The organism is Streptomyces sp. NPDC005151, assembly GCF_053599875.1.
On the sequence record NZ_JBSFYR010000014.1, the window covers coordinates 41,872 to 67,578 of the forward strand.

Annotated in this window: 22 protein-coding genes and 5 pseudogenes; 12 read left to right on the forward strand and 15 right to left on the reverse strand. The window is 70.2% G+C overall.

Features of this window, described 5'->3' with window-relative positions:
* Positions 1-366: 366 nt before the first annotated feature.
* Entirely contained in the window at positions 367-1,383 is a 1,017-nt protein-coding gene (locus ACWD6R_RS10815; RefSeq protein ID WP_451818385.1) for an NAD-dependent epimerase/dehydratase family protein, read from the reverse strand.
* Positions 1,384-1,463: 80 nt separating this feature from the next.
* Positions 1,464-1,626: pseudogene (locus ACWD6R_RS10820) on the reverse strand (LysR family transcriptional regulator); the annotation flags it as partial.
* A gap of 167 nt (positions 1,627-1,793) precedes the next feature.
* Between ACWD6R_RS10820 and ACWD6R_RS10825 the strand changes: the two are divergent.
* The gene (locus tag ACWD6R_RS10825; protein WP_451818386.1) at positions 1,794-2,249 is read left to right on the forward strand and encodes a group II truncated hemoglobin; all 456 of its coding nucleotides are present in this window, start codon (positions 1,794-1,796) and stop codon (positions 2,247-2,249) included.
* A gap of 21 nt (positions 2,250-2,270) precedes the next feature.
* On the opposite strand, the gene ACWD6R_RS10830 is transcribed toward ACWD6R_RS10825, so the two are convergent.
* The 6 genes and pseudogenes from ACWD6R_RS10830 to ACWD6R_RS10855 form a co-directional block, all read right to left on the reverse strand.
* On the reverse strand, positions 2,271-2,630 hold the full coding sequence (locus ACWD6R_RS10830) for a GntR family transcriptional regulator (RefSeq protein WP_451818387.1): 360 nt from the start codon (positions 2,628-2,630) through the stop codon (positions 2,271-2,273).
* A gap of 2 nt (positions 2,631-2,632) precedes the next feature.
* Positions 2,633-3,604 carry a DUF1648 domain-containing protein gene (locus tag ACWD6R_RS10835; RefSeq protein ID WP_451818388.1) on the reverse strand — a complete coding sequence of 324 codons (972 nt, stop codon included), beginning with the start codon at positions 3,602-3,604 and terminating at the stop codon, positions 2,633-2,635.
* Positions 3,605-3,732: 128 nt separating this feature from the next.
* On the reverse strand, positions 3,733-4,401 hold the full coding sequence (locus ACWD6R_RS10840; protein ID WP_327244409.1) for a DUF6304 family protein: 669 nt from the start codon (positions 4,399-4,401) through the stop codon (positions 3,733-3,735).
* A 67-nt stretch (positions 4,402-4,468) separates the two neighbouring features.
* Positions 4,469-5,064: pseudogene (locus tag ACWD6R_RS10845) on the reverse strand (GNAT family N-acetyltransferase).
* Positions 5,065-5,190: 126 nt separating this feature from the next.
* On the reverse strand, positions 5,191-6,234 hold the full coding sequence (locus tag ACWD6R_RS10850) for a family 2 encapsulin nanocompartment cargo protein polyprenyl transferase (protein ID WP_451818389.1): 1,044 nt from the start codon (positions 6,232-6,234) through the stop codon (positions 5,191-5,193).
* Between the two features lie 267 nt (positions 6,235-6,501).
* On the reverse strand, positions 6,502-7,908 hold the full coding sequence (locus ACWD6R_RS10855) for a family 2B encapsulin nanocompartment shell protein (protein WP_451818390.1): 1,407 nt from the start codon (positions 7,906-7,908) through the stop codon (positions 6,502-6,504).
* Positions 7,909-8,085: 177 nt separating this feature from the next.
* On the opposite strand from ACWD6R_RS10855, the gene ACWD6R_RS10860 reads away from it, so the two are divergent.
* From ACWD6R_RS10860 to ACWD6R_RS10875, 4 genes and pseudogenes are all read left to right on the forward strand, one after another.
* The gene (locus ACWD6R_RS10860) at positions 8,086-8,532 is read left to right on the forward strand and encodes an RrF2 family transcriptional regulator (RefSeq protein ID WP_451818391.1); all 447 of its coding nucleotides are present in this window, start codon (positions 8,086-8,088) and stop codon (positions 8,530-8,532) included.
* Between the two features lie 86 nt (positions 8,533-8,618).
* Positions 8,619-9,815 (forward strand): globin domain-containing protein, encoded by a 1,197-nt coding sequence (locus ACWD6R_RS10865; RefSeq protein ID WP_451818392.1) that lies wholly within the window; start codon positions 8,619-8,621, stop codon positions 9,813-9,815.
* A 139-nt stretch (positions 9,816-9,954) separates the two neighbouring features.
* A pseudogene (locus tag ACWD6R_RS10870) lies at positions 9,955-10,510 on the forward strand (N-acetylmuramoyl-L-alanine amidase).
* 50 nt (positions 10,511-10,560) lie between these two features.
* Positions 10,561-11,478 (forward strand): 1-aminocyclopropane-1-carboxylate deaminase/D-cysteine desulfhydrase, encoded by a 918-nt coding sequence (locus ACWD6R_RS10875; RefSeq protein ID WP_451818393.1) that lies wholly within the window; start codon positions 10,561-10,563, stop codon positions 11,476-11,478.
* On the opposite strand, the gene ACWD6R_RS10880 is transcribed toward ACWD6R_RS10875, so the two are convergent.
* On the reverse strand, positions 11,445-13,055 hold the full coding sequence (locus ACWD6R_RS10880; protein WP_451818394.1) for a Na+/H+ antiporter: 1,611 nt from the start codon (positions 13,053-13,055) through the stop codon (positions 11,445-11,447). The genes ACWD6R_RS10875 and ACWD6R_RS10880 overlap by 34 nt on opposite strands.
* Positions 13,056-13,090: 35 nt before the next feature.
* Between ACWD6R_RS10880 and ACWD6R_RS10885 the strand changes: the two genes are divergently transcribed.
* The 3 genes from ACWD6R_RS10885 to ACWD6R_RS10895 all read left to right on the forward strand — a co-directional run bounded on the left by ACWD6R_RS10885 (position 13,091) and on the right by ACWD6R_RS10895 (position 14,946).
* Complete coding sequence (locus tag ACWD6R_RS10885; protein WP_451818395.1) at positions 13,091-13,351, forward strand: UBP-type zinc finger domain-containing protein; 261 nt, start codon at positions 13,091-13,093, stop codon at positions 13,349-13,351.
* Between the two features lie 231 nt (positions 13,352-13,582).
* Positions 13,583-13,996 (forward strand): ATP-binding protein, encoded by a 414-nt coding sequence (locus ACWD6R_RS10890; protein ID WP_030915678.1) that lies wholly within the window; start codon positions 13,583-13,585, stop codon positions 13,994-13,996.
* Complete coding sequence (locus ACWD6R_RS10895) at positions 13,993-14,946, forward strand: RNA polymerase sigma factor SigF (RefSeq protein ID WP_451818396.1); 954 nt, start codon at positions 13,993-13,995, stop codon at positions 14,944-14,946. The genes ACWD6R_RS10890 and ACWD6R_RS10895 overlap by 4 nt, the downstream gene beginning before the upstream one ends.
* Before the next feature lie 81 nt (positions 14,947-15,027).
* Here the strand turns inward: ACWD6R_RS10895 and ACWD6R_RS10900 are convergent, their stop codons facing one another.
* Positions 15,028-15,405, reverse strand: a complete 378-nt coding sequence (locus ACWD6R_RS10900; protein ID WP_451818442.1) for a hypothetical protein — start codon at positions 15,403-15,405, stop codon at positions 15,028-15,030.
* Between the two features lie 225 nt (positions 15,406-15,630).
* Here ACWD6R_RS10900 and ACWD6R_RS10905 point away from each other — a divergent pair, with 225 nt between their 5' ends.
* Positions 15,631-16,599, forward strand: coding sequence for a diacylglycerol/lipid kinase family protein (locus ACWD6R_RS10905; RefSeq protein ID WP_451818397.1), 969 nt, complete (start codon positions 15,631-15,633; stop codon positions 16,597-16,599).
* Positions 16,600-16,920: 321 nt separating this feature from the next.
* Positions 16,921-17,178: a WhiB family transcriptional regulator gene (locus ACWD6R_RS10910; RefSeq protein ID WP_003953983.1), complete on the forward strand. Its 258-nt coding sequence runs from the start codon at positions 16,921-16,923 to the stop codon at positions 17,176-17,178.
* 199 nt (positions 17,179-17,377) lie between these two features.
* On the opposite strand, the gene ACWD6R_RS10915 is transcribed toward ACWD6R_RS10910, so the two are convergent.
* On the reverse strand, positions 17,378-18,844 hold the full coding sequence (locus ACWD6R_RS10915; RefSeq protein ID WP_451818443.1) for a sensor histidine kinase: 1,467 nt from the start codon (positions 18,842-18,844) through the stop codon (positions 17,378-17,380).
* A 352-nt stretch (positions 18,845-19,196) separates the two neighbouring features.
* On the reverse strand, positions 19,197-20,267 hold the full coding sequence (locus tag ACWD6R_RS10920) for an SIS domain-containing protein (protein ID WP_451818398.1): 1,071 nt from the start codon (positions 20,265-20,267) through the stop codon (positions 19,197-19,199).
* Positions 20,268-20,474: 207 nt separating this feature from the next.
* On the opposite strand from ACWD6R_RS10920, the gene nagB reads away from it, so the two are divergent.
* A complete protein-coding gene (gene nagB / locus ACWD6R_RS10925; RefSeq protein WP_451818399.1) occupies positions 20,475-21,260 on the forward strand; it encodes a glucosamine-6-phosphate deaminase in 786 nt (261 codons plus the stop codon).
* A 296-nt stretch (positions 21,261-21,556) separates the two neighbouring features.
* Here nagB and ACWD6R_RS10930 read toward each other — a convergent pair whose 3' ends face one another.
* The 3 genes and pseudogenes from ACWD6R_RS10930 to ACWD6R_RS10940 form a co-directional block, all read right to left on the reverse strand.
* On the reverse strand, positions 21,557-23,098 hold the full coding sequence (locus ACWD6R_RS10930; protein WP_451818400.1) for a glycoside hydrolase family 3 protein: 1,542 nt from the start codon (positions 23,096-23,098) through the stop codon (positions 21,557-21,559).
* Positions 23,099-23,107: 9 nt separating this feature from the next.
* Positions 23,108-23,506: pseudogene (locus ACWD6R_RS10935) on the reverse strand (carbohydrate ABC transporter permease); the annotation flags it as partial.
* Positions 23,503-24,435, reverse strand: a pseudogene (locus ACWD6R_RS10940) (extracellular solute-binding protein); the annotation flags it as partial. The pseudogenes ACWD6R_RS10940 and ACWD6R_RS10935, both read right to left, overlap by 4 nt.
* Before the next feature lie 306 nt (positions 24,436-24,741).
* Here ACWD6R_RS10940 and ACWD6R_RS10945 point away from each other — a divergent pair.
* Positions 24,742-25,506: a GntR family transcriptional regulator gene (locus ACWD6R_RS10945; RefSeq protein ID WP_451818401.1), complete on the forward strand. Its 765-nt coding sequence runs from the start codon at positions 24,742-24,744 to the stop codon at positions 25,504-25,506.
* The last annotated feature ends 201 nt before the right edge of the window (positions 25,507-25,707 follow it).

A 25,707-nucleotide genomic window follows, 5' to 3' on the forward strand; every position in this document is an offset into this window, starting at 1 on the left:
TGTCCCGTGATCCCTGGCGCACCAGCGCGCGGCGTCAGACGCGGCACATCGCAAGGCGGAGGCTACTCCGCCTACTACGCCGGGGCCGGGCGGCGAGCAGCCGCTTTGCCACGCCGGGAGGGTGGACGCTTCTGCGACCGCCCGGCCGTGCCACCGGCGGCTCAGAGCCTGTCGGGTGACCTCTGATCGGGCGGCCACGCCCTGGCACGCACGCTTCCCGCGTTGCCGAAATGCCCTAGTAGCTCCTTCCCCAAGCTCTCAGCTTCGTTCGAGCAGGGGAGACCCCATCCGAGGGCCTTCCGGCGCCTTGGAATCGCACGCACCAGACCGCGTCCGCTTTCCGATCGAAGGTCACCCGACAGGCTCTCAGGCCGTCAGCAGCTTCGCCTCGGTCTCCGGGTCCAGTCCCACCGCGGGCCGGTCCGGCCGCTGCGGCGCCGCGCCGCCCAGCCCGCGCAGCCAGTCCCAGGTGTCCGTGACCGTCTCCCCGACCGGCCGGCAGCGCAGCCCGGCCGTGTGCGCCCGGCTGACGTCGCCCTGGTGCATGGTGTCGTACAGCTCGCCCGGCGGCAGCCAGATCGGCAGCTCGCTCCATGGCTCGACACCCGCCGCGAGGATCTCCTCGGCGGCCGTCCAGCGCAGTTCGGCGCCCGAGCCGGTGACACGGACACAGGCGTCCAGCAGCTCACCCATGGTGGTGTGCCCCGGGCGGCTGACCACGTTGTACGGTCCGTGCAGTCCGCGTTCCGCCGCGTCCAGCAGCCAATTGGCGAGGTCGCGGGCGTCGATGTACTGGAGCGGGGTGTCCGGCACCCCCGGGGCCAGTACCGGTCCGCCGCGGGCGATCCGCTGCAGCCACCACGGCAGCCTGCCGACGTTCTCCCACGGCCCGAGGATCAGCCCCGCCCTGGCCAGCAGGGCGCGGTCGCCGAACGCGTCGAGTGCGGCCAGTTCACCGCCGCATTTGGCCTGCGCGTACGGGACATCCGCCCCGGCGTCCGGCGAGGCCCCGTCCACCAGCGGGCCGTCCTCGGGGAGTCCGGCCGGGGCGGGGTAGTCGTACACCGAACGGCTGGAGACATAGGCGTACTGCCCGGCACGGCCGGCGAGCAGCCGGGCCGCGTCCCGTACGGCCGAGGGGGCGCCGCTCCAGGTGTCGACGACCAGGTCCCAGGTGTGCGCCCCTCCCTCACTCTCCCCCGCGGCGGCGGCGAGCGCCACAAGTCCGTCGGCGTCGGTGCGGTCGCCGAACAGCTCTGTGACGCCGGCCGGGGGTGCGTGGCGGCCGCGGTGGAACACGGTGACCTGCCAGTCGCGTGCGAGTGCCGCCTCGGTGACGGCGCGCCCGACGAATTCCGTACCGCCCAGGATCAAGAGCCTCATGGGACCGACTCTGCCCGCAGCCGGGGCAGTTGGGAACAGCTCCTCGCTCTGGGCGGAATCGGCCGGGGCTGGGCGGGACGTCAGGGCAGCCGTGCGAGCGGGCTGCGGTGGCGCACCAGCCACTGGTGGTACCCGGCGACCCGCTGCGCCGCCTCCCGGTAGGCCGCTTCCAGTTCCCCGCAATACCGGACCCATGTCGGCGCCCGGCCGGGACACCAGCAGCAGCCGTACGGCCAGCGGGTCGCATGCCGGGGCGGCCCCTTGCGGCATGCGGGAAGGGGGACGGAACGGGGGAACGGTTGCCCCCGCTTGATGCGCCGGCAGCGAACGGTCCCGGCGGGGCCGAGCCCCCTGATGGATGCTGGGCTCAGCGGCCCGCGAGGGTCGGGCCCACCCATGGAGGTACCCGCGTGAGCGAGCGTCCGGAAACGCTGTACAAGGCCGTCGGCGGTATCGACGTACTGCGCCGGCTGAGCAACACCTTCTACGACGAGGCGCTGGCCGACCCGCTGCTCGCCCCTGTCTTCGCGGACTTCACCCCGACGCACATCGAGCATGTCGCCGTGTGGCTGGCCGAGATCTTCGACGGTCCCGCCGACTACACGGCGAGGCTCGGCGGCCACCAGGCACTGTTGCGCACCCATCTCGGACTGTCGATCACCGAGCCGCAGCGGCTGCGCTGGATGGAGCTGATGACGGCGGCGGTCGACAAGGAGCTGCCGGACGACGAGCTGCTGCGCCGCCGCGTCGTGGAGTACTTCGACTGGGGCACGAAGATCGCACGCGATGTCTCGGCGTCCCCGGCCGGCGAAGATCTCGGCGATCCCGGGCCGACACCACGCTGGGGATGGGACGGCCTGCGCTGACCCCCGCCCCTTCAACGGCCTTCATGTGTTGTCGAGTTCGGTACGGATCAGGGCCAGCAGTTCGTCCTCCGTCATTCCCAGCTCGCGTGCGTCCGCGACGACGTCGCGTACGTGTTCCAGCAGCCGGGCGCGGTGCGGCGAGGCGCCACCGGTGACGACCGCGCCCCGGCCCCGGCGCAGTTCGATCAGCCCTTCCTCACGGAGCTGCTGGTAGCCGCGGAGCACCGTATGGACGTTGACGCCGAGGGACTCGGCAAGGACCCGGGCGGCGGGAAGCCGCTCGCCCGGGACCGCTGCCCCGTCGGCGACGGCCCGGCGGACGCAGGCCGCGATCTGGTCGCCGAGCGGCACGGTGGAGGTGGGATCGACCCGGAAGAGCATGGTCAGTGCCCCGCCCGGCGCCGGTCGATCAGGGTGTTGAGGAGCGCGGCACCGGTCGCGGAGTCGTCGACGGTCACCGCGAATTCCCGCCCGTCCACCAGCCTCGCCACGATCCCCTCGCCCGAGCGGATCATGACCCCGGTCCGCCCGGGCCGGATGCGGTAGCCCCAGCCGCCGTACTCCGCAAGGGCGTTGATGTCCCGGCTGGTCGCCGCCTCGATCCGGTCGAGCGGCACCCGGATGCGCGGCCAGGGCAGCATCCCGGAGACGGTGATGCCCCGCCGGTCCACGCTCACGTACGGCCGGGCAAAGCTTGCCGGCACCACGCCGACGATCAGCAGCAGAACAGCGACGGACCAGTCGCCGACGAAGAAGAGGACGACTCCGAGGACGAGGAGTCCGAGCGCGACGAGCGGCAGCCACCAACTGTCGGCACTGCGTGCCCATCCGGCGACCTCCCCGTCGGCGAGCACAATGCGTTCTCCGTCCATGGCCTCCGTGGAACGGTCCGGCTGCTGCGGTACGGGGCCCAGTGCGGCCAGCACGAATCCGAGACCGGCGGCGAGCGCGCCGGCACCGAGGGCGGCAGCCAGCTGCCACATCGGAAACGACACACCCGGCGCGCCTTCACCGGCGTCCAGGTTCACGATCAGCACGGCGGCCATCAGATAGCCGAAGAATCCGGCGAAGGCGTATCCCCCGGCGACCAGCAGGCGGTAGGCCCGGCCGGAGAAGTTCTCCTTCACCATCGTGGTGGCCCACAAGGCGCCGGTCACCACCAACAGGACGACGGTGACAAGGACGTACGACGTCCGGCCCACATGGCCGTTCGCCTGCCCGCCGGCCTCGAAGTGGCTGGCCAACTGTCCGGGCAGCCGGTCACGGAACGCGGCCAGGAGGGCCAGGTCGACGATGAGTGCGAGCAGGAACGGCAGGGCGACAAGGGTCGCGCGGCCGACATTCTTACGGTTCATTAAAACCTCCTTGTTCGCATGTTAGTAGAACAATGAGGTTCCAGTAAAGCGCTGTGCCCCGCACCGGGAAGGTTCATCCGGTACGGGGCACAGCGCGCCGCCGGACATGTCGTCGGGCGGGAAAGGGGTCAGGCGTGTTCGAGGGGGAACGCGCCGCGGTGTCCGGTGCCCGCACCCTCCGCCGGGCGCGCCTCGAACTCACGGCAGCTCCAGATCTCCTGGACGAATCCGGTACGCCGGTCCCACAGACCGATGACGTCGTCCTCGCCCGCCGCCCCCCGGTACGCGTCCTTCGCACCCCGGAAGCAGGCGAGGCCACCGGACAGTCCACGGCCGGGCGCCGGGAAGTAGTCCGAGAACGCGCAGGCGATGCAGGTCTGCAGACGGACTCCGGGCGGCAGGATGCGCTGGATCGTGGCGAGCGCGGTGGCGAAGTCGCACTCGGCCCGGCGCGAACCGTAGACCGCGCCGCCGAAGTGCAGCTCCAGATGGAGATCGGCGTCGGGGCGGCGCAGCGACAGCAGGCAGCTGAGGGTGGCCTGATGGACCGTGCCGTCCGAGATCACCGGCAGCGGCAGGTCCCACTCCAGCACGCAGTCGGTGAGCGCGCCGTCCGCCAGGGCGAACATGCCGCTCTCCGGCGGCATGCCGGAAACCGGTCCGAGGTCGTCGAAGCTCTCGCCCTCGAAATCGACGCCCCGGATCCGGATGCGGAGTTGCTGTCCGTCGGTGGTGAGGATGATGGCGTCGGAACCCTGGCGGTCCCGGTACCAGCCTGCCCATGACTCGTCTGTCATGGGCAGGGACTGTAGCCCGTGCCCGCCGGCGTCCCCGTGCCGCCCTCCGCTTGCGTGCCGCGCGGACTCAGCCCGCCTGCGGTTCCCGCCACATGGGCCACATCGCCGGGCCGTCCGGAAGATCCACGGTCGTGCCCATGAAGGTGAACCCGAGCCGTTCGTAGAGCCGGCGGCTGCGCGCGCTGCTCGCCTCCAGATAGGCGGGAACGCCGTCGCGGTCGCAGCGCTCCAGCACCTCGGCCATCAGGGCCGCCCCGATCCCCTCCCCCTGGCGTTCCGGAGACACCCCGATCATGAGCAGGTACTCATGGGCCCGGTCGTGCGGATGGATCGCCCCGTCAGCTTCCCGACCAGCTCGGTCCGCTCGTTGTCGGGGTCCGCGGTCGCCCGCATCAGGGCAGGGGCGGGGTCCTCCTCCGTGGGTGCACCGGCGGGCACCGGCAGCCACAACACGACGGCCGTTCCGTCCTCCAGCAAATCGATACGGCCTTCGGCGAGCGTGACATCGACGAAGACGCCGAGGAACTTTCCATGAACGGCCCGGCGGTGCGTCTCGTCCGGGAAGACCCAGCGGCTGACCGGGTCGTCGTGGAACGACTCGTCGAGGAGCCGCACGACCTGCTCCCGGTCCGCCGCGTCCGCCTGCCGTATCCGTACGCCCATGCCCGGCTCCCGCCCTCTCTCGCCCATGAACTCGCGCGACCTCAACCTACGCACAGGATCTTGGAGTTGAAGCCGCACGCGTCCGGTGGGAGCCCCGTCGGTCTCCGCTTCCCTCCTCTCTCCGGTTCAGTGCGTCCGGCGGGTGACGAACTCCGCCAGGGCCAGCAGGTCACCCGCCGCGGTCAGGTCGGGAACCGCCCGGGACAGATGGTGGACGGCGCGGGCCATCCGGTCCCCCGCGCAGGCCTGTGCCCAGTCCCGGCCGCCGGCCCGGTCGACGGCATCGGCGGCGCGGCTCACCTCGTCGGGCGTGTTCATGGAGCCCCGGTAGAGCCCGGCGAGCTCGGCCGCGGCCGGGGTGTGGGAGGTCAGTGCGGCGACCACCGGCAGGGACTTCTTGTGGGCGGCGAGATCCGCCCCGACCGGCTTCCCGGTCTGCATCGGGTCCCCCCAGATGCCGATCAGGTCGTCGATGAGCTGGAAGGCGAGGCCCGCCTCCCGGCCGAAGCCGTCCATCGCGCCGACCGTCCGCTCCTCCACCCCCGCGTACAGCGCGCCGAGCGCGCAGGCACAGCCGAGCAGGGCGCCGGTTTTGGCTGTGGCCATGGCAAGGCACTCGTCCAGCGAGACCTCGTCGGGGCCGCGTTTCTCGAAGGAGCAGTCCGCCTGCTGACCCGCACACAGTTCGATGACGCAGCCGGCGAGCCGGGCCGAGGCGCGCGCCGACACCGGGCGGGCGTCCTCGGCGAGCAGCCGGTGGGCGAGGGCGAGCATGGCGTCGCCCGCGATGACGGCGGCCGGGATACCGAAGACCGTCCAGGCCGTGGGACGGTGCCTGCGGGTCCGGTCCTCGTCAATGACATCGTCGTGCAGGAGGCTGAAGTTGTGGACCAGTTCCACGGCCACGGCTGCCCGCACCGCCCGCTCGGGGTCGCCGCCCACCGCCCTGGTCGCGGCGAGGACAAGCGCGGGTCTGATCGCCTTGCCGGCCTGCCCGCCGGCCGTGGAGCCGTCGGCGTGCTCCCAGCCGAAGTGGTACATCGCCACGCGCCGGATGGATCCGGGCAACGATTCGACTGCTGACCGCAGTTGTGGGTCTACGAGGTTCCGGGTGCACTCCAGGAGCGCCGCGGCCTCGTTGGCCTCGGTGGCGGCGTCCGTACTGATCATGGTCACAGGCTCCCCCTGAGGCACCCCCTGACCGGGGTGCGCCGGCTCGGGGCACCCCGGTCAGGCGCACCCCGGACCGGGGGCGTGGGTGGTTTCGGTGAGTACCCGGGTCCGGAGCAACCCGGACCCGGGGCATGGATGGACTCGGTGGGTGGGTGGTTTCCACGGGGTCATTGCGGTGGGGCACCCCGGTCGTGCGCGACCCGGGCCGACGCCGTCACGGGCCCGGACCCGGATCCTGACGGTCCGGTCCGGGCCCCCTGACCGTCAGCGCCAGCGGCTGACCTCGACGTTCTCCAGGATGCCCAGGGCGTCCGGCACCAGGACGGCCGCCGAGTAGTACGCCGTCACCAGGTACGAGATGATCGCCTGCTCGTCGATGCCCATGAACCGGACCGAGAGGCTCGGCTCGATCTCGTCCGGGATGCCGGTCTGCTGCAGTCCGATGACCCCCTGCTCGGCCTCGCCCGTTCGCATGCAGATGATCGACGTGGTGCGGGAGTCGGTGACCGGAATCTTGTTGGACGGGAAGATGGGCACCCCGCGCCAGGCGGGCACATGGTGTCCGCCGATCTCCACACTCTCCGGCACCAGTCCACGCTTGCTGCACTCGCGGCCGAAGGCGGCGATGGCCCGCGGGTGCGCGAGGAAGAGCTTCGATCCGCGGCGGCGCGAGAGCAGTTCGTCCATGTCGTCGGGGCCGGGCACCCCGTCGTGCGGCTGGAGGCGCTGCCCGTAGTCGCAGTTGTTGAGCAGCCCGAACTCGCGGTTGTTGATCAGCTCGTGCTCCTGGCGCTCGCGGAGCGCCTCGACCGTGAGCCGCAACTGCTGCTCGGTCTGGTTCATCGGCTGGTTGTAGAGGTCGGCGACCCGGCTGTGGACCTTCAGCACGGTCTGGGCGACGCTCAACTCGTACTCACGAGGGGCAGATTCGTAGTCCACGAACGTGTGCGGGACGACGGCCTCGCCGACATGGCCCGCGGAGAGGTCGATCTCCGCCTCGCCGTACTTGTTGGTGCGCTGGTGGGGGATGTTGAGCAGCCCGGTGAGATGCGCGCGGAGCGAGTCCGCCCGCTCGGCGAGGTTGAGCACGTCCGCCCGCCTGAGCGTGAGCACCGTGCACGCCGTGACGGCACGTGCGGTGTACTCCCAGACGGCGTCGCCCTCGATCAGCGAGTGGTCGCCGAAGTACGCCCCGTCGGCGTGCACCCCGAGCACGGTCTCGTCGCCGTACGGGCCGGTGCCGACCTTCTCGACCTTGCCGTGCGCCAGCAGGAAGACCCGGTCCGCCGATTCCCCGGACGCGGCGATCACCTGTCCCGCGGCGATCTCGCGCTGTTCGCACCGGCGGGCCAGCTCGGCGAGCACCTCCTCGTCGGCGAAGTCCCGCAGGGCGGGCAGCTCGCCGAGCTCCGCGGGGATCACCGTGACCCGGTCGCCGGTCTGCACGAAGGTCACCCGGCTGTCTCCGACCGAGTAGCTCAGCCGGCGGTTCACCCGGTATGTGCCGCCCTGCACCTGCACCCAGGGGAGCATGCGCAGCAGCCACCGCGAGGTGATCTCCTGCATCTGCGGAGCGGACTTGGTGGTCGTCGCGAGGTTCCGCGCGGCCGCCGTGCCCAGACTCTGCTGCGGCGGTACCTGCGCGTTCTGAACCTCTTCACCAACGGACATCTGACGTCCTCTCGATCATCGGCTGACCTGCGTGAAGAGCCTTTCAGCATGGGGACTCGGCGCGCTATTACACAAAAGAGTGTGACTAATCGGGCTTTGGGCTGGGCACGACGCTCCGCGATGTCTCCGGACCCGGATAACTTGCATCCTCGATGCAAGTTATCTAACGTGACGGTCATGCGGCTGACGAGATTCACCGACGTGGCGCTGCGCGTACTGATGCGCCTCGCCGTCGTGGAGAACGAGGATCCGCCGACCACCCGGGAGGTGGCGGCGACCATGCGGGTGCCGTACACCCACACCGCGAAGGTGGTCGCCCGGCTCCAGCACCTCGGCCTGATCGAGGCGCGGCGCGGCCGCGGCGGCGGGCTCAGCCTCACCGGAGCCGGCCGGTCCGCATCGATCGGCGGACTCGTCCGCGAGCTCGAAGGGCCCGGCGATGTCGTCGAGTGCGAGGGCAGCACCCCCTGCCCGCTGCGCTCGGCCTGCCGGCTGCGCGGCGCCCTGCGCCTGGCAGAGGATGCCTTCTACGCCTCGCTCGACCCGATCACCGTCACCGAACTCGTCACCTCCCCCACCGGCCCCCTGCTGATCGGCATCAGCAGCAGCCGTCCCGCCGACTGAATCCCCCGCCCGGCACAGCCCGGCCTCACCTCTGCCCAAAAATAAGAATCCAAAATACCAATTCAACACCCTGAGGAGTCCGCCCGATGCTCTCCGAGTCGTCGACCGCCACCGTCCGTGCCACCCTCCCCGCCGTCGGCGCAGCCATCGGGGACATCGCCGATCTCTTCTACCGGAAACTCTTCGACGCCCACCCCGAGCTGCTGCGCGACCTCTTCAATCGCGGCAACCAGGCCTCCGGCGCCCAGCGCCAGGCCCTCGCCGGGTCCATCGCCGCGTTCGCGACCCAGCTGGTCGAGCACCCGGACACCCGTCCCGACGTGATGCTCAGCCGCATCGCCCACAAGCACGCCTCGCTCGGCGTGACCGCCGCACAGTACGAGGTGGTGCACACCCATCTCTTCGCCGCCATCGCCGAGGTGCTCGGTGACGCGGTCACGCCGGAGGTCGCGGCCGCCTGGGACGAGGTCTACTGGCTGATGGCCAACGCCCTGATCGCCATCGAGAACCGGCTCTACGCCCAGCAGGGCCTCGTCGCCGGTGACGTCTGGCGCGAGTGGGAGGTGGTCGCGAGGATCGAGGAGAACGACGACGTCGCCACCTTCCAGCTTCGCCCGGCCGACGACGCGCCCGCCCCCGCCTTCCGGCCCGGCCAGTACGTCTCCGTGCAGGTCGAACTGCCCGACGGGGCCCGGCAGATACGGCAGTACAGCCTTTCCGGCGGTCCCGGTTCCCGGCTGCACTCGATCACCGTCAAGCGGGTGCACGGCGGCGGTTCGCCCGACGGCGAGGTCTCGACGCACCTGCACGCCACCACCCGGGCCGGTGACCGGCTGCGCGTCTCCGCCCCGTACGGCGATCTGGTCATCGACGCCGTCGACGCCCCGCTGCTGCTCGCCTCCGCGGGCATCGGCTGCACCCCGATGCTGTCGATGCTGGAGCACCTCGCGGCGACCGGCCACCGGGCCCCGGTCACCGTCGTGCACGGCGACCGCTCCCCCGCCGACCACGCCCTGCGCACCGACCATGCGCAGCTCACCGCCAAGCTCCCGGACGGCGCGGCACACTTCTGGTACGAGAACCCGGAGCCCGGCCACCCGGCCGACCGCACCGGCCTGGTCGACCTGGGCAGCATCCCGGTCCCGCCCGGCACGCACGCGTACCTCTGCGGTCCGCTGCCCTTCATGCGGGCCGTGCGCACCCAGCTGCTGGCCAAGGGTGTCCCGGCGGCCGACATCCACTACGAGGTGTTCGGCCCCGACCTGTGGCTCGCCCAGGACTGAACCGCCGTGGGTGCTCGCGGAATTGACCGGATCGGCTCGCACACCGCCCGAACAAAGGGCCCGGGAATGGCCCGGATCCCGGCGCTCCGGTACAAGCGCTGCAAGGACTCGCTCCTCCCACGCGCACAAGGAGTCGGCCATGTCCTCACCCATGTCCGCGAGCACCTTCCTCGAAGCCCTGATGAACGAAGGGCTCACCGTCGTCCAGGTCGGCGACTGGCGTACGCACAACCGCAACCACAAGGGCCCCTGGGGCCCCGTCAACGGCGTGATGATCCATCACACCGCCACCAGGGGCACCGAGGCCACCGTCCGCATCTGCCGTGACAGCTACCCGGAGCTTCCCGCACCGCTCTGCCACGGCGTGATCGCCAAGGACGGCCGGATTTATCTGCTCGGCCACGGCCGCACCAACCACGCCGGATTCGGCGACGACGACGTCCTGCGCGCCGTCGTCGCCGAGAAGCGCCTGCCGGCCGACAACGAGGCCAACACCGACGGGAACAGGCACTTCTACGGCTTCGAGTGCGAGAACCTCGGCGACGGTCGAGACGGCCGCCGCCGCGGTCTGCCGCCACCACGACTGGACCTCCCGGTCCGTCATCGGGCACAGGGAGTGGCAGCCCGGCAAGGTCGATCCGCGCGGTTTCACGATGGACTCCCTACGCGCCCGGATCCGCGACCGGCTGAAGTAGCCCGCACGCCCCCGCCCGAGGTAACCGGGGCGCCGGGCGACAATGGGCGCATGCCCTCCGACCCGCCCGCCCTCTCCCGGCTGCGGCCGGTGCTCCCGTCACCCCTGCAACCGGCCGAGGACGAGCGCTTCGCCCGGCACGGCGTGCGGCTGCTGCTCAAACGCGACGATCTGATCCACCCCGATCTGCCGGGCAACAAGTGGCGCAAACTCTCCCCCAACCTGGCGGCCGCCACCGGGCGCACCGTGCTGACCTTCGGCGGTGCGTACTCCAACCATCTGCGCGCCACCGCCGCCGCCGGCCGACTGCTCGGCTTCCCGACCGTCGGCGTCGTGCGCGGCGACGAGCTGGCCGGCCGCCCGCTCAACCCGTCGCTGGCGCAGTGCGCGGCGGACGGCATGCGTCTGCGCTTCGTGGACCGTGCGACGTACCGCGCGAAGACCGCTCCAGCGGTCCTGGCGGGGCTGCTGAGCGCCTGCGGGGAGTGCGTCGTCGTCCCGGAGGGCGGCAGCAACGCCCTGGCCGCACAGGGCTGCACAGCGCTGGGGCGGGAGATGCACGGCCGGGCCGATGTGGTCGCGGTGGCGTGCGGCACCGGTGGCACCCTCGCCGGTCTCGCCGCGGGCCTCGCACCCGGTCAGCGGGCACTCGGCATCCCGGTGCTGCGCGGCGGCTTCCTGGGGGACGCGGTACGGGAGCTGCAGCGGGAGGCGTTCGGCGGCCCGGCCGGGGCGTGGTCGCTGGACGAGCGCTTCGCCTTCGGTGGCTACGCCCGGACGACACCGGAGCTGCACGCCTTCGCCGACGACTTCGAGGACCGGCACGGGCTGCCCGTCGAGCGGCTCTATGTCGCCAAATTGCTCTATGGACTAACGACACTCGCCCAGGAGGGCGCGTTCGCTCCGGGCACCACGGTCGCCGCTGTCGTCACGGGTCAGCCCTGGGGGGCGTCGGACTCCTCCCGGTAGGCCGCCGCCTCCTCCAGGTCCAGCCGCCGCAGCAGGTTCCGCAGCATCTCGTCGTCGATCCGACGTTCGTCCCGCAGCCGGACGAAGACGGTGCGCTCGGCCTCGATCATTTCGCCGGCCAGCCTCCGGTAGGTGTCGTCCGCCGACTCCCCGGTCAGCGGATTGGAGGCGCCGAGCCTCTCCCACACGGCGTTGCGGCGGCGCTCCAGGACAGTGCGGAGCCGGTCGGTGAGCGGTCCGGGCAGGCAGTTGCGCGGGTCCTGGAGGAGTTCGTCCAGGCGCGCCTCGGCCGCCGCGGACGCCTCGCTCTGGGCCTGTGCCTCGGCGAGGGTCTCGGCCTGCGCGTCGCGCCCGGGGAGCTTCAGGACGCGCACCAGGAGCGGCAGGGTGAGCCCCTGGATGACCAGCGTGCCGATGACAGTCGTGAAGGTCAGGAACAGCACCAGGTTGCGGGCCGGGAAGGGGGCCCCTGCGGTCGTCATCACCGGAATGGAGAAGGCGATGGCGAGCGAGACGACGCCGCGCATCCCGGCCCAGCCGACGATCAGGGGCGAGGTCCAGTTGGTCTCCGGTTCGCGTTCCCTGATCTGCTGCGAGAGCCAGCGGGGCAGGTACGCGGCCGGGTACACCCAGACGAAGCGGACCACGACGACGGCGAGGAACACGGCAACCGCGTACCAGAGCGCCTCCGCGACGGCGTAGGTACCGAGCCCCTTCAGCACGAAGGGCAGCTGCAGTCCGATCAGCGCGAAAACCGCCGACTCCAGGATGAAGGCGACCATCTTCCACACGGCCGCCTCCTGGAGCCGGGTCGCGAAGTCGACCTGCCAGGAGCGGTGCCCCAGGAAGAGCGCGACGACCACCACGGCGAGCACTCCGGAGGCATGCACCCGTTCCGCCGCCGCGTACGCCACGAAGGGGATCAGCAGCGACAGGGTGTTCTGCAGCAGGGGTTCCCTGAGATGGGTGCGGAGCCAGTGCAGCGGCACCATCAGCACCAGACCGACCCCGACACCGCCGACCGCCGCGAGGAAGAACTCGCCGATCCCGGCGCCCCAGCTGACGCCCTCGCCGACAGCGGCGGCCAGCACCACCTTGTAGGCGGTGATCGCGGTCGCGTCGTTCACCAGGGACTCGCCCTGCAGGATCGTCGTGACCCGGGCGGGCAGCCCGACCCGACGGGCGATGGCGGCGGCCGTGACGGCGTCCGGCGGCGCGATGACGGCGCCCAGCACCAGCGCGGCGGTCAGCGGCAGGTCGGGCACGAGCCAGTACGCCAGCCAGCCGACCGCGAAGGTCGCGAAGAGGACGTAGCCGACGGAGAGCAGGGCGATCGGCCTGATATTGGCCCGCAGATCGAGATACGAGCTGTCGACCGCAGCCGTGTAGAGCAGCGGAGGCAGCAGCAGCGGCAGCACGATGTGCGCGTCCAGGGTGTACGTCGGCACCCCGGGCAGGTAGGAGGCGAGCAGCCCCGCGGTCACCAGCAGCAGCGGGGCCGGTACCGGGGTGCGCCTCGCCGCGCCCGCGATCGCGGCACTGGCCGCGACCAGTGCCACCAGCGGCAATGCGTCCATCTCACGGTCCTCGCATCCGTCGTAACCTGACAATCATGAGTGAGTGCCTGCACGTTCTCGAACTGCCGAGCCCCGAGCCTGTCCCGCTCGGTGCCACATGTCCCGAATGTCTTGCCGCGGGCACCCACCCCGTGCAACTGCGGCTCTGCCTGGTCTGCGGGCATGTCGGCTGCTGCGACTCGTCGCCCCTGCAGCACGCGACGGGACACTTCAAGGAGACCGGCCATCCGGTCATGCGGAGCTTCGAGGCGGGAGAGAACTGGCGCTGGTGCTTCGAGGACGGTTCGATCGTCTGACGCCTGGGTACGTCAAACCGGCGCCGGTTCTTCGTAATTGACTGCCGCAGACCTCTAGCCACTGTGTGTGCTCATGGGTTTACCATGAGTGACAGTTGTGGGATGGGGTCCCGGCGACACGGCATCATGAATCGCGATAGCGTCGCCGGACCAAGAACCGAAGACGTACCACATGGCTCCGGGGCACCCTCCCGGAACCTCGAATGAGTTTGTGCCACCTTGGAGGTGAGGGTGTCCCAGATCGCAGGCGAGCCCGGGAATCAGGACTTCGTGGAAGTCCGGCTGCCCGCTGCGGGTGCCTACCTGTCGGTGCTGCGTACGGCCACGGCCGGTCTCGCAGCGCGCTTGGACTTCACTCTCGACGAGATCGAGGATCTTCGCATCGCGGTCGACGAGGCCTGCGCGATCCTGCTTCAGCAGGCCGTGCCGGGCTCCGTCCTCAGCTGCGTGTTCCGGCTCGTCGACGATTCCCTTGAGGTGACGGTGGCCGCCCCGACGACAGACGGCCGGGCCCCGGAGCGCGACACCTTCGCCTGGACAGTGCTCTCCGCGCTGGCCGGCAAGGTCGACTCCACAGTCGCCGATGACCGTACGGTCAGCATCAGCCTGTACAAACAGCGCGGCGCGGGACCCGGGCCGGCGTGAGCAACGGGAACGGGGACGGTCCTGTGCGGGACGAGACGATCCGACCAGGGGTGGTGCGAGCAGCAGGCATCCCGGAGCAGCAGGCCCTGCCCCATCCGGTGGACGGGGCGGACGGGCCGGTGGTCCGTACGGTCGCGATGGAGCAGTCGCAGGCGGAGCGGGCAGGCCAGATGAGCGAACACAGGCACCACGATCCACATGACCGCAGCGGGGCGCGGGCACTCTTCTACGAGCTGCGGGAACTCCCCGACGGCTCGCCGGAGAAGGCCGAGCTGCGCAACCGGCTGGTGCGGATGCATCTGCCGCTCGTGGAGCATCTGGCCCGCCGGTTCCGCAACCGCGGCGAGCCGCTCGACGATCTGACCCAGGTCGCCACCATCGGCCTGATCAAGTCGGTGGACCGGTTCGACCCGGACCGGGGCGTCGAGTTCTCGACGTACGCCACGCCGACCGTCGTCGGCGAGATCAAGCGCCACTTCCGCGACAAGGGCTGGGCGGTCCGGGTGCCGCGCCGGCTGCAGGAGCTGCGCCTCTCGCTCACCACAGCCACCGCCGAGCTCTCCCAGCAGCACGGCCGGTCGCCCACGGTGCACGAGCTGGCGGAGCGGCTGGGCATCTCCGAGGAAGAGGTCCTGGAGGGCCTCGAATCGGCCAATGCGTACAGCACGCTGTCGCTCGACGTGCCGGACACGGACGACGAGTCCCCGGCGGTGGCGGACACGCTGGGCTCGGAGGACGAGGCGCTGGAGGGCGTCGAGTACCGGGAGTCACTGAAGCCGCTGCTGGAGGACCTGCCGCCCCGGGAGAAGCGCATCCTGCTGCTCCGGTTCTTCGGCAACATGACCCAGTCGCAGATCGCGCAGGAGGTCGGCATCTCGCAGATGCATGTCTCGCGTCTGCTGGCGCGCACGCTGGCGCAGCTGCGCGAGCGGCTGCTCGTCGAGGAGTAGCCGGACGGGCTGCGGGCGCTGTGGTTCAGCGGCCGTACGGTGCGCTTCCGCGCCCGGCTACGGACGTGCTGCGCCGCGAGGTCACGCCTCCGGCGTCGCGCCCGGTCCCCGGATGCCGAGCGCTTCCCGGGTCGCCGGCCTGGCCAGCTGGAAAAGCGCCGTCAACGAAACCGCGGCGAGGACGATCCCGGCCGGGATCAGCGCGCCGTGCGACCGCAGCAGCGTCCAGGCCACCGGCAGCGCGATGATCTGTGTGATGAGCGCCGGGCCGCGGCTCCAGCTGCGCCGCCGCATCAGTCCGCGGGACGCGATCAGCGGGATCAGGCCCAGGGCGATCAGAGTGAGCCCGCCCGTCTCCGCCTGCTGCGGGCTCTCGGGCCGACCGAGCAGTCCCATGACCAGCATGTAGATCCCGCCGAGAGCGAGCGCCGCCCCTTCGAGGGCATTGAGCCCGGCCACGAGAGTGATCCTGGCCGGCTTCGTCGGCTCGGCCATGGGCGACGAGGACGGCGTGTTCTGCTGAGTACTCACCCTTGCAGGTTGACATCCCGGCCCGGTGAAAGCGAAGCCGGGGTCCGGGCCGGGGTGCCGCACCCGAGCCCCTCGCAGCCGGGCCGTCACCGAACGTGAAGGGCAGGGGGCAGGACTTCAGACCGGTACCCCACGGTAGGTAGTCTGGCGGTCATGCGCGCACTCCTCGTGGTCAATCCAGCTGCTACCACCACCAGTGCGCGTACCCGTGACGTGCTCATCCACGCGCTCGCCAGCGAGATGAAGCTGGAGGCGGTGACCACGGAGTACCGGGGGCATGCCCGGGACCTGGGACGGCGGGCCGCGGACTCGGACGACATCGATCTCGTCGTCGCCCTCGGCGGCGACGGCACGGTCAACGAGGTCGTGAACGGTCTGCTGCACCGCGGTCCCGACATCGACAGTCTGCCGAGCCTGGCCGTGGTCCCCGGTGGCTCCACCAATGTCTTCGCGCGCGCCCTCGGCCTGCCGAACGACGCGGTGGAGGCGACCGGCGCCATCCTGGACGCGCTCGCCAACCGGACCGAACGCACGGTCGGCCTGGGACTTGCGGCCGGCACGCCGGGCACCGAGGACGAGTCGGTCCCCGAACGCTGGTTCACGTTCTGTGCCGGTCTCGGATTCGACGCGGGCGTGGTCGGCCGCGTCGAACAGAAGCGCGAACTCGGGAAGCGGTCCACGCATGCGCTGTACGTGCGCCAGGTGGTCCGGCAGTTCCTGGAGGAGCCGCACCGGCGGCACGGGGTGATCACGCTGGACGCCCCCGGCCAGGACCCGGTCACCGATCTCGCGCTCTCCATAATTTCGAACACCGCCCCCTGGACCTACCTGGGGAATCGCCCGATGTACGCGTCCCCGAAGGCGTCGTTCGACACCGCCCTGGACGTCCTCGGGCTGAAGCGCCTCTCCACTCCGGCGGTCGCCCGGTACGGCACCCAGCTGCTCACCTCGAGCCCCGAGAAGGGCCCGCACGGCAAGCACGCGGTTTCACTCCATGACCTCACGGACTTCACCTTGCATTCAAAGGCCCCGCTGCCCTTCCAGATGGACGGCGACCACCTGGGCCTGCGTAAGAGTGTGACGTTCACAGGCGTACGCCGTGCACTGCGTGTGATTGTGTGAGCGGAAGGACCCAAAGTCCTTTAACTCGAACGTTTGGACTGGCTTCCACCCCATGGAAGTACGGCTGTGACCTAGCCGACACCGAGGAATCAAAAAAAAGTTTCCAGAAGGGGTTGTATCCGCCGCCGAGGTTTGCGAATCTCTACATGGCGATCGGGACGGCCCGCAACAACGGCCTCCACTGAGAGCCAGAACCCCTCCTCACTTGCACAGGACCACAACCAGTTCATCTGGGCGTCGGCCCATCACCTGCGGGGGGATTCGTGAAAGCGTTCACATTCACAAGCAACGTGTATGTAATACCAAGGAGAGGTAGCAGCCATGGACTGGCGTCACAACGCCGTTTGTCGTGAGGAAGACCCCGAGCTGTTCTTCCCCATCGGCAACACCGGTCCTGCGCTGCTGCAGATCGAGGAAGCCAAGGCCGTCTGCCGTCGCTGCCCCGTCATGGAGCAGTGCCTGCAGTGGGCGCTCGAGTCCGGCCAGGACTCCGGCGTCTGGGGTGGCCTCAGCGAGGACGAGCGCCGCGCAATGAAGCGCCGTGCCGCTCGCAACCGGGCGCGTAACGCCAGCGCCTGATTCGACGCCACCGCTACGAGCCTCAGCCAGGCGGCGCGTACAGAGCGTACGCACGAACCCGCCCCCCGAGTCGCAGCGCGCAGCACCCCAAAAGCGCATGCATGAAGCAGTGGGCCCGGACCGTGATCAACGGTCCGGGCCCACTGCTTTGCGCATTTCCGTTCGTGCCGCCCGCCGGGTGCGCCCCGGCGGCGGCCGGTCACTTCCCCGCGCGGACCGGAATGTCGAGGACCACCTGGGTGCCGCGCTCGGGGGCCGGGACCATGCCGAACGATCCGCCCAACTCGCCCTCCACCAGCGTCCGTACGATCTGCAGCCCCAGGTTGCCGGCCCGCTGCGGGTCGAACCCCTCGGGCAGCCCGCACCCGTCGTCCTGGACGGTGATCAGCAATCGCGCCGCGGCCGACGAGCCGCCGCGCACCGCCGAGACCTCGACCGTGCCGGTCTGGCCGACGGTGAACGCGTGTTCCAGGGCGTTCTGCAGCACCTCGGTGAGCACCATGGCGAGCGGAGTGGCCACTTCCGCATCGAGGATGCCGAAGCGCCCCGTACGCCGGCAGGTGACCCGGCCCGGGGAGATCTCGGCGACCATCGCGATGACGCGGTCGGCGATCTCGTCGAACTCGACCCGCTCATCCAGATTCTGGGACAGCGTCTCATGGACGATGGCGATCGAACCGACGCGCCGTACCGCCTCGTTGAGGGCTTCGCGGCCCTGCGCGGAGTCCATCCGGCGGGCCTGCAGACGCAACAGGGCAGCCACCGTCTGGAGGTTGTTCTTCACCCGGTGGTGGATCTCCCGGATGGTGGCGTCCTTCGTGATCAACTCGCGCTCGCGGCGACGCAGTTCGGTGACGTCACGGAGAAGGACCAGGGAGCCGATCCGGACCCCCTTGGGCTTGAGCGGGATCGCCCGGAGCTGGATCACGCCGCCCGCGCATTCGACCTCGAACTCGCGGGGCGCGTAACCGCTCGCCAGTTTGACCAGGGCCTCGTCCACCGGGCCACGGGAGGGGGCGAGTTCGGCGGTGGTCCGGCCGAGGTGGTGTCCGACGAGGTCGGAGGCGAGACCGAGGCGGTGGTACGCGGAGAGGCCGTTGGGGCTGGCGTACTGGACGACACCGTCGGCATCGAGCCTGATCAGACCGTCACCGACGCGGGGCGAGGCATCCATGTCGACCTGCTGGCCCGGGAACGGGAAGGACCCCGCGGCGATCATCTGGGCCAGGTCCGAGGCCGACTGCAGATAGGTGAGCTCCAGCCGGGACGGGGTACGGACGGTCAGGAGGTTCGTGTTGCGGGCGATGACGCCCAGAACCCGGCCCTCACGGCGTACGGGGATCGACTCGACCCGTACCGGCACCTCCTCGCGCCACTCCGGGTCGCCCTCGCGCACGATCCGGCCCTCGTCGAGCGCCGCGTCCAGCAGCGGGCGGCGGCCGCGCGGCACCAGATGGCCGACCATGTCGTCCTGGTACGAGGTAGGTCCCGTGTTGGGCCGCATCTGGGCGACGGACACATAGCGGGTCCCGTCGCGGGTGGGCACCCACAGGACCAGGTCGGCGAAGGACAGGTCGGAGAGCAGCTGCCACTCCGAGACCAGCAGATGCAGCCACTCGAGGTCGGTGTCGCCGAGGGCTGTGTGCTGGCGGACGAGGTCGTTCATGGAGGGCACGTGTGCGAGCGTACCTGTGGATACGCGCTGATTCCGAACCGAACGACCTGCCCGTACGTGCAAGGGGAGAGGGGCCGGAAATTGGCGTGCTCCGATGGATGGACAGACGAGAATGGTCTAGTCCACAATGCTCAAGACAGAGCTTCCGCTCTCCCCGCACAGGAGAGTGGATCGAGGTACCCGCGCTCTCTGCCCTGACTGCGCCAGTACCTCCCCCGGCCGGGGGCACCGCACACCGCCGGCCGAGCAACTCCGGGCTGCGGTGCCGGACGGGCTGAGGGTCCCGTCCTGGCGCCGCGGCCCGCGGGTGTTTCTGCGGGCCTCCCACCGGAGACCGGCACGGTCAGCGGGTCTCGGTGACCTTGGCCAGGGCACGGGGCGCGTCCGGGTCCTGGCCGCGGGCAATCGTCACCTCGTACGCCAGCATCTGCAGCGGCAGGATCTCCAGGATCGGCTGGACCTCCTCGGCGACCCCGGCTGTCGGCAGGACGAATCCCGCGGACGCCGCCTCCACCTGGGCCTTGGGGCCGACCACGAAGAGGTCCGCGCCGCGGCCGCGCAGCCGGTCCAGGACCGGCTGGAGGGCCTCGCCGCCCCGGCCGTCCGTGACGACGGCGATCACTGGGGAGATGTTGTCGACCATGGCGAGCGGGCCGTGCAGCAGATCCGCGCCCGAGTAGGAGAGAGCGGGGATGTAGCTCGTCTCCATCAGCTTCAGAGCGGCTTCCTTGGCCGTCGGGTAGCCGTAGCCGCGCGAGGTGATGACCATGCGCTCGGCGAAACGGTAGCGCGAGGCCAGGTCCTTGACCTCGCCCTTGCGGGCCAGGATCGCCTCCGCCAGTTCCGGCAGGATCGCGGCGGCGGCGCCGTCACCGCCGCGCAGGCCCTCGACGAAGAGATAGAGGGACAGCAGGGACGCGGTGTACGTCTTCGTGGCCGGGAGGGCCTTCTCCGGACCCGCCAGGATGTCGATGTGGTACTCGGAGACGGCGGCGAGAGGCGAGTCCGGGTTGTTGGTGACGGCGAGGGTGAGGGCACCGGCCTCGCGGGCCGCTCTGGTCGATGCCACCAAGTCGGGCGAGCCCCCGGACTGGCTGACTGTGATGACGAGGACGTCCCGCAGGTCCGGCTTCGCGCCGTACGCGGTGGTGGTCGACATCGAGGCCAGACCGCAGGGCAGCCCGAGCTGGATCTCCAGCAGGTACTTCGCGTAGAGCGCGGCATTGTCCGACGTGCCGCGGGCGGTGAGGAGGACGAAGCGCGGCTTCTTCGCCACGATCTCGGTGGCCACCGCGCGGATCAGGGGGGCGCCCCGGTCGAGGATGCGGCGCAGCACCCCTGGCTGCTCGGCCATCTCGCCGGACATGATCCGGCCCGGCTGCTCGCCCTCACCGGCCGAAATCGTGGCGGACATGTCGGGTGCCTCCCAGAGGTGTCTCGGTGCGTCCGGAGCGCCGTTCGGCCAAGTCGACCACGGGGTACGGGAGCGCCGCCAGCGGGCGGCGGCCGGACAGCGCACGAAGGGAACCTGGAGGTCGCCTGCGGGTTGCCAGGCTCTGCTAGATTAGCCTTAGATTGGTCTATACCACATATCGCGACTCTTCAGATCGGCAGGCCCCGCGTGGAAGTTGTCATCGTCCCGGACGCCAAGGCAGGCGGCGAACTCATCGCGGGAGCCATCGGCGCCCTGCTGAGCCGCAAGCCCGACGCCCTTCTCGGCGTTGCCACCGGCTCGACCCCGCTGCCCATCTACCAGGCGCTGGCGGCCAAGGTGCGCTCCGGCGAGGTGGACGCCTCGCGTGCGCGCATCTGCCAGCTCGACGAGTACGTGGGACTGCCGGCCGGCCACCCCGAGTCGTACCGTTCGGTGGTGCTGCGCGAGGTCGTCGAGCCGCTCGGACTGTCCGAGGAGTCCTTCATGGGCCCGGACGGCTCCGCCGAGGACGTCCAGGCCGCCTGCGAGGCCTACGACAAGGCGCTCGCCGCGGCGGGCGGAGTGGACCTTCAGCTGCTCGGGATCGGCACGGACGGGCACATCGGCTTCAACGAGCCGTGCTCCTCGCTGGCGTCCCGTACCCGGATCAAGACGCTGACCGAGCAGACCCGGGTCGACAACGCGCGCTTCTTCGACAACGACATCAGCCAGGTGCCGCACCACGTCATCACGCAGGGCATCGGCACGATCCTGGAGTCCCGCCACCCGATCCTGCTGGCGACGGGCGAGGGCAAGGCCGAGGCGGTGGCGCTGACGGTGGAGGGGCCGGTGGCGTCGTTCGTACCGGCGTCGGCCCTGCAGCTGCATCCGCATGCGACGGTGGTCGTGGACGAGGCCGCGGCGTCGAAGCTGAAGCTGGCGGAGTACTTCCGGGCCACGTATGCGGCGAAGCCGCGGTGGCAGGGGATCTAACGGCCTGCCCCACGACAGGGAGTGGATCAGCGAGCGGCGTCATGCGGCTTCGATGGCACGGCGGAGGAGGGAGTCGACGCGGAGCGTCGGTGACTGACGACAACGCCGCAAGCGGAGTCGCATGACGCCGGGAGCCCACTCCCTATCGCGGGGGAGGCCGTAAGGGCTCGAAAGGGCCGGGGCACCGTGTGGGGTGTCCCGGCCCTTTCGTGTGCCGGATGCACGACCGGCTTGCGCGTCGTCCTCGAACGCCGGACCGGAATCGGAACCCTGACGGCGTGTGGACCGTTCCCGTGTCAGGCTCCGGACGGGCCGGATGTTCCCGTGATCGCCTCTGCGGCTGCCTGGCCGCAGACTCGGGCTGCGCCGTGGGTGGCTACGTACAGGGCGCCTCTCGGGGACTCCTGGGGGACCCCCATTTCGACGACCACCGTGTCGGGGCGCTCGGCGATCAGGGCGTCCACGGCGTCCGTCATCCACGGGTGGCGGTGGGCGTCGCGGACGACCGCGACGATGCGGCGGTCCCCCGCGGCGTCCAGGACCGCTGTCACGGGGGTCTCGGCCTCGCTGTTGCAGGTGTCGGTGCCGGTGCCCGGCAGGATCCGGGCCAGTTCGGCCGCGATGCCCCACGGGGTCTCGTCGCCGACCGCAATGTTCGCGACCGGGGTGAACGCGGCGACGTACGCCGGCTCGGTCAGCGGTTCGGCCGTGCCGGTCACCTGCACCGCACGACGGGCGGCCACCAGGCCGATGTCGGAAGCGATACCGGCGCCGGGCGCGGTCCCCTCCTGCGTCGCCGCATCCGGCTCCCGGACAGCCCCCCGCGCCCGCAGCGTCCAGGACGCGAGGGCACGTACCCGTGCCGCCGCGTCGGCCAGCCGCTCCTCGGGCAGTTCGCCGGTCCGTACCGCCGCGACCAGCGCGTCGCGCAGCCGCAGCACGGTGTCCTCGTCGTCCAGCCCGCCGCCGACACAGATCGCGTCGGCGCCCGCGGCGATAGCGAGGACGGAACCGCGCTCGATCCCGTACGTCGAGGAGATGGCCTGCATCTCCATGCCGTCGGTGACAATCAGCCCGTCGTAACCCAGTTCCTCGCGCAGCAGACCGGTGAGGATCTGCGGGCTCAGCGTCGCCGGGCGGTCGGGGTCGAGTGCGGGAAGCAGAATATGCGCGCTCATCACCGATTTGGAACCCGCTGCGATCGCCGCGCGGAAAGGCACCAGCTCGCGGGCGTGCAGGGTGTCGAGATCCACATCGATGCGGGGCAGCGCGTGGTGCGAGTCGACCGCGGTGTCGCCGTGCCCCGGGAAGTGCTTGGTGCAGGCGGCGACCCCGGCGGCCTGGAGTCCCTCGACGTACGCGGCGGTGTGCCGGGCGACCAGGTGCGGGTCGGCTCCGAAGGACCGTACGCCGATGACCGGGTTGACCGGGTTCGAGTTGACGTCGGCGGACGGCGCCCAGTTGAGGTTGACTCCGCATTCGGCAAGCCGGCGGCCGAGCTCCTGGGCGACCGCACGGGTCAGTCCCAGGTCGTCGACGGCGCCGAGTGCGAGGTTGCCGGGGAAGGATGAGCCATGACGCACCTCGAGCCGGGTGACGTCACCGCCCTCCTCGTCGATCGCGACGAGTACGTCGTCCCGCTCGGCCCGGAGTTGGGCGGTGAGCGCGGAGAGCTGCTCCGGCGTCTCGATGTTGCGGCCGAACAGACCGACGGAGGAGAGTCCCTCGCCGACTCGGCGCAACAGCCAGTCCGGCGCGGTGGTGCCGGCGAACCCCGGCTGCAGGACGGCGAGGGCGTCGCGCGTGACGGTGTCCGTGGTGGAGGTGAGTGTGGTCATGACGCGGCGTTATCCCTTCACGGCGCCGTCGGTAAGACCGCTGACGGCCTTGCGCTGCAAGTAGACGAAGAGGATCAGGATCGGGATCGCGAAGAGCGAGGAGGCAGCCATGGTCGCCCCCCAGTCGTCACCGAACGCGGTCTGGAACTGCGAGAGCCAGAGCGGCAGGGTCTGGGACTCGATGTCCTTGTTGAGGATGAGGACGAGCGGGAACTCGTTCCAGGCGGTGATGAAACCGAAGAGCGAGGTCGCCATCAGACCGGGGCCGAGCAGCGGCAGGATCACCTTCCTGAACGCCTGCGGGCGGGTGCAGCCGTCGACCATGGCGGACTCCTCCAGCTCCTTGGGCACCGCGGCGATAAAGCCGCGCAGCGTCAGGACGGTGAAGGGCAGGACCATCATCATGTGCCCGCGGCGACCGCGAAGTTGGAGCCACCGAGGAAGACGCCCTCGGGCTTGTCGGCGGTCTCACCCGGGATGGTGAAGTAGCCGATGTCGCCCTCGATCTTCTTGTTGGCGGCGATGGCCGTGCCGGCCTCCCAGCCCATGCCGATGAAGGCACCGACCTTGCCCTTGGCGAAGACCTCGGCCTGCTGCGGGGTGGCCTCGTCCTTGTCCTTGGGGGCCTTGGAGTAGGACTGGTACTTCTTGTAGAGCTCCATGGCCGCGGCGACCTTGGGGTCGGAGAGGTTGGAGACGTACTTGTCGCCTTCCTTCTTCACAAGGTCCGCGCCCTGACCGATGGTCAGACCGTCGAAGAAGTACCAGTTCTGGCCGGGCATGTAGATCGGCTCGGCCTTGCCCTTCTTCTTGATGGCGTCGAGGTCCTTGAAGAACTCGTCGCGCGTCTTCGGGGTGTCCTTGATGCCGGCGTCGGCCCAGACCTTCTTGTTGTAGATGACGACGCGGTTGGCGAAGTACCACGGGGCGGCGTACTGCTTGCCGTCGAAGACGGAGGACTTGTTGAGCGCGTCGACCCAGTCGCCGCCGATCTCCTGCTTGAGGTCGCTCAGGTCGGCGAGGCCACCGGTGGCCGCGTACGCCGGAGTCTGGGTGTTGCCGACCTCGATGACGTCCGGCGGGGTCGACTCGGAGAGGGCCGTCGTGATCTTCTGCTGAATACCGTCCCACTTCTGGGTCTGGAACTTCAGCGTGGCGCCGGTCTTCTTCTTGAAGGCGGCGGTGAGGTCCTTCGTCCAGCCGGGAGGCGTGGAGCCGTCCATGGCCCAGACGGTCAGCGTCTGGCCCTTGTAGCTGTCGGGGCCGGTCTTCTTGCTGCTGCTGTCGGTCTTGTCGTCCGAGCCACAGGCAGTGGCCGCGATGAGTCCGCGCTTCACGACACCCTCCTCAGGGATGCAAGAGAATTCCCCCCCACCACCCGAGATCGCCGTCCGTCGCACAATTGCATGCGACGGGTACTGCCCGTGGGGCTGGGACCTGGTCTTTAATGGTTTAGACCAGTACTCGGAGCTTGGCCTAGACCTTTAGGGGTGTCAAGGGTGTATAAGAAGTGCACTCGCGTCCGTTATAGGACCGACACCTGAGGGAGGGCGACGAGCCGTGACCGGACCGTGCCACCATGTGAGCCGCAACAGACGGAGGAGCAGGTGACGGCAGCAACGCAGCAGTCGGGAAGGCGGGCCATGAGTGCCGACGGGGGCAGTACGGAGAACGAGACGGGCGCGGGCACGCGCACCGCGCGGGTCCCGAAGTACTACCGGCTGAAGCGCCACCTCCTCGACATGACGGACACCATGCCGCCCGGCACCCCGGTGCCACCGGAGCGGACCCTGGCCGCCGAGTTCGACACCTCGCGCACCACCGTGCGCCAGGCGCTCCAGGAGCTGGTCGTCGAGGGCCGGCTGGAGCGCATCCAGGGCAAGGGCACGTTCGTGGCCAAGCCGAAGGTCTCGCAGGCCCTGCAGCTCACCTCGTACACCGAGGACATGCGCGCCCAGGGTCTGGAACCGACATCTCAACTGCTGGACATCGGCTATGTCACGGCCGACGACACCCTCGCCGGGCTGCTGGACATCACAACCGGCGGCCGGGTGCTGCGGATCGAGCGGCTCCGCCTGGCCAGCGGTGAACCGATGGCCATCGAGACCACGCACCTTTCGGCCAAACGCTTTCCCGCGTTGCGTCGTTCGCTGGCGAAGTACACCTCGCTCTACACGGCGCTGGCCGAGGTGTACGACGTACGGCTCGCCGAGGCCGAGGAGACGATCGAGACCTCGCTCGCCACCCCGCGCGAAGCCGGTCTGCTCGGTACGGACGTCGGCCTGCCGATGCTCATGCTGTCCCGTCACTCCCTGGACGGACACGGCGAACCGGTCGAGTGGGTGCGGTCGGTGTACCGCGGCGACCGCTACAAGTTCGTGGCGCGTCTGAAGCGGCCGACCGACTGAATCCGCGGACCGGCTCCTGACCGGACAACTGTCCGGACCCGGACAGAGCATCAGGAGTCGGTCCCCCGGACAGAATCCCTCCAGCGGCTCCGCCACACCGTTGCCGGACCGCAATGCGGACAGGGGGTGACGATGGCCGGAACACTCCCCTAGATTTCCTGCGCATTACAACAGGTGATCAGCGAGGGGACGGAGTCGCCA

Coding starts and splice junctions, on each gene's coding strand:
- ACWD6R_RS10855 (WP_451818390.1), bottom strand. CDS start 7,908: ATGTCCGTTGGTGAAGAGGTTCAGAACGCGCAGGTACCGCCGCAGCAG.
- ACWD6R_RS10945 (WP_451818401.1), top strand. CDS start 24,742: ATGAGTGCCGACGGGGGCAGTACGGAGAACGAGACGGGCGCGGGCACG.
- ACWD6R_RS10830 (WP_451818387.1), bottom strand. CDS start 2,630: ATGCTCTTCCGGGTCGATCCCACCTCCACCGTGCCGCTCGGCGACCAG.
- ACWD6R_RS10850 (WP_451818389.1), bottom strand. CDS start 6,234: ATGATCAGTACGGACGCCGCCACCGAGGCCAACGAGGCCGCGGCGCTC.
- ACWD6R_RS10880 (WP_451818394.1), bottom strand. CDS start 13,055: ATGGACGCATTGCCGCTGGTGGCACTGGTCGCGGCCAGTGCCGCGATC.
- ACWD6R_RS10835 (WP_451818388.1), bottom strand. CDS start 3,604: ATGAACCGTAAGAATGTCGGCCGCGCGACCCTTGTCGCCCTGCCGTTC.
- ACWD6R_RS10910 (WP_003953983.1), top strand. CDS start 16,921: ATGGACTGGCGTCACAACGCCGTTTGTCGTGAGGAAGACCCCGAGCTG.
- ACWD6R_RS10865 (WP_451818392.1), top strand. CDS start 8,619: ATGCTCTCCGAGTCGTCGACCGCCACCGTCCGTGCCACCCTCCCCGCC.
- ACWD6R_RS10920 (WP_451818398.1), bottom strand. CDS start 20,267: ATGTCCGCCACGATTTCGGCCGGTGAGGGCGAGCAGCCGGGCCGGATC.
- ACWD6R_RS10930 (WP_451818400.1), bottom strand. CDS start 23,098: ATGACCACACTCACCTCCACCACGGACACCGTCACGCGCGACGCCCTC.
- ACWD6R_RS10885 (WP_451818395.1), top strand. CDS start 13,091: ATGAGTGAGTGCCTGCACGTTCTCGAACTGCCGAGCCCCGAGCCTGTC.
- ACWD6R_RS10815 (WP_451818385.1), bottom strand. CDS start 1,383: ATGAGGCTCTTGATCCTGGGCGGTACGGAATTCGTCGGGCGCGCCGTC.
- ACWD6R_RS10915 (WP_451818443.1), bottom strand. CDS start 18,844: ATGAACGACCTCGTCCGCCAGCACACAGCCCTCGGCGACACCGACCTC.
- ACWD6R_RS10875 (WP_451818393.1), top strand. CDS start 10,561: ATGCCCTCCGACCCGCCCGCCCTCTCCCGGCTGCGGCCGGTGCTCCCG.
- ACWD6R_RS10860 (WP_451818391.1), top strand. CDS start 8,086: ATGCGGCTGACGAGATTCACCGACGTGGCGCTGCGCGTACTGATGCGC.
- ACWD6R_RS10840 (WP_327244409.1), bottom strand. CDS start 4,401: ATGACAGACGAGTCATGGGCAGGCTGGTACCGGGACCGCCAGGGTTCC.
- ACWD6R_RS10905 (WP_451818397.1), top strand. CDS start 15,631: ATGCGCGCACTCCTCGTGGTCAATCCAGCTGCTACCACCACCAGTGCG.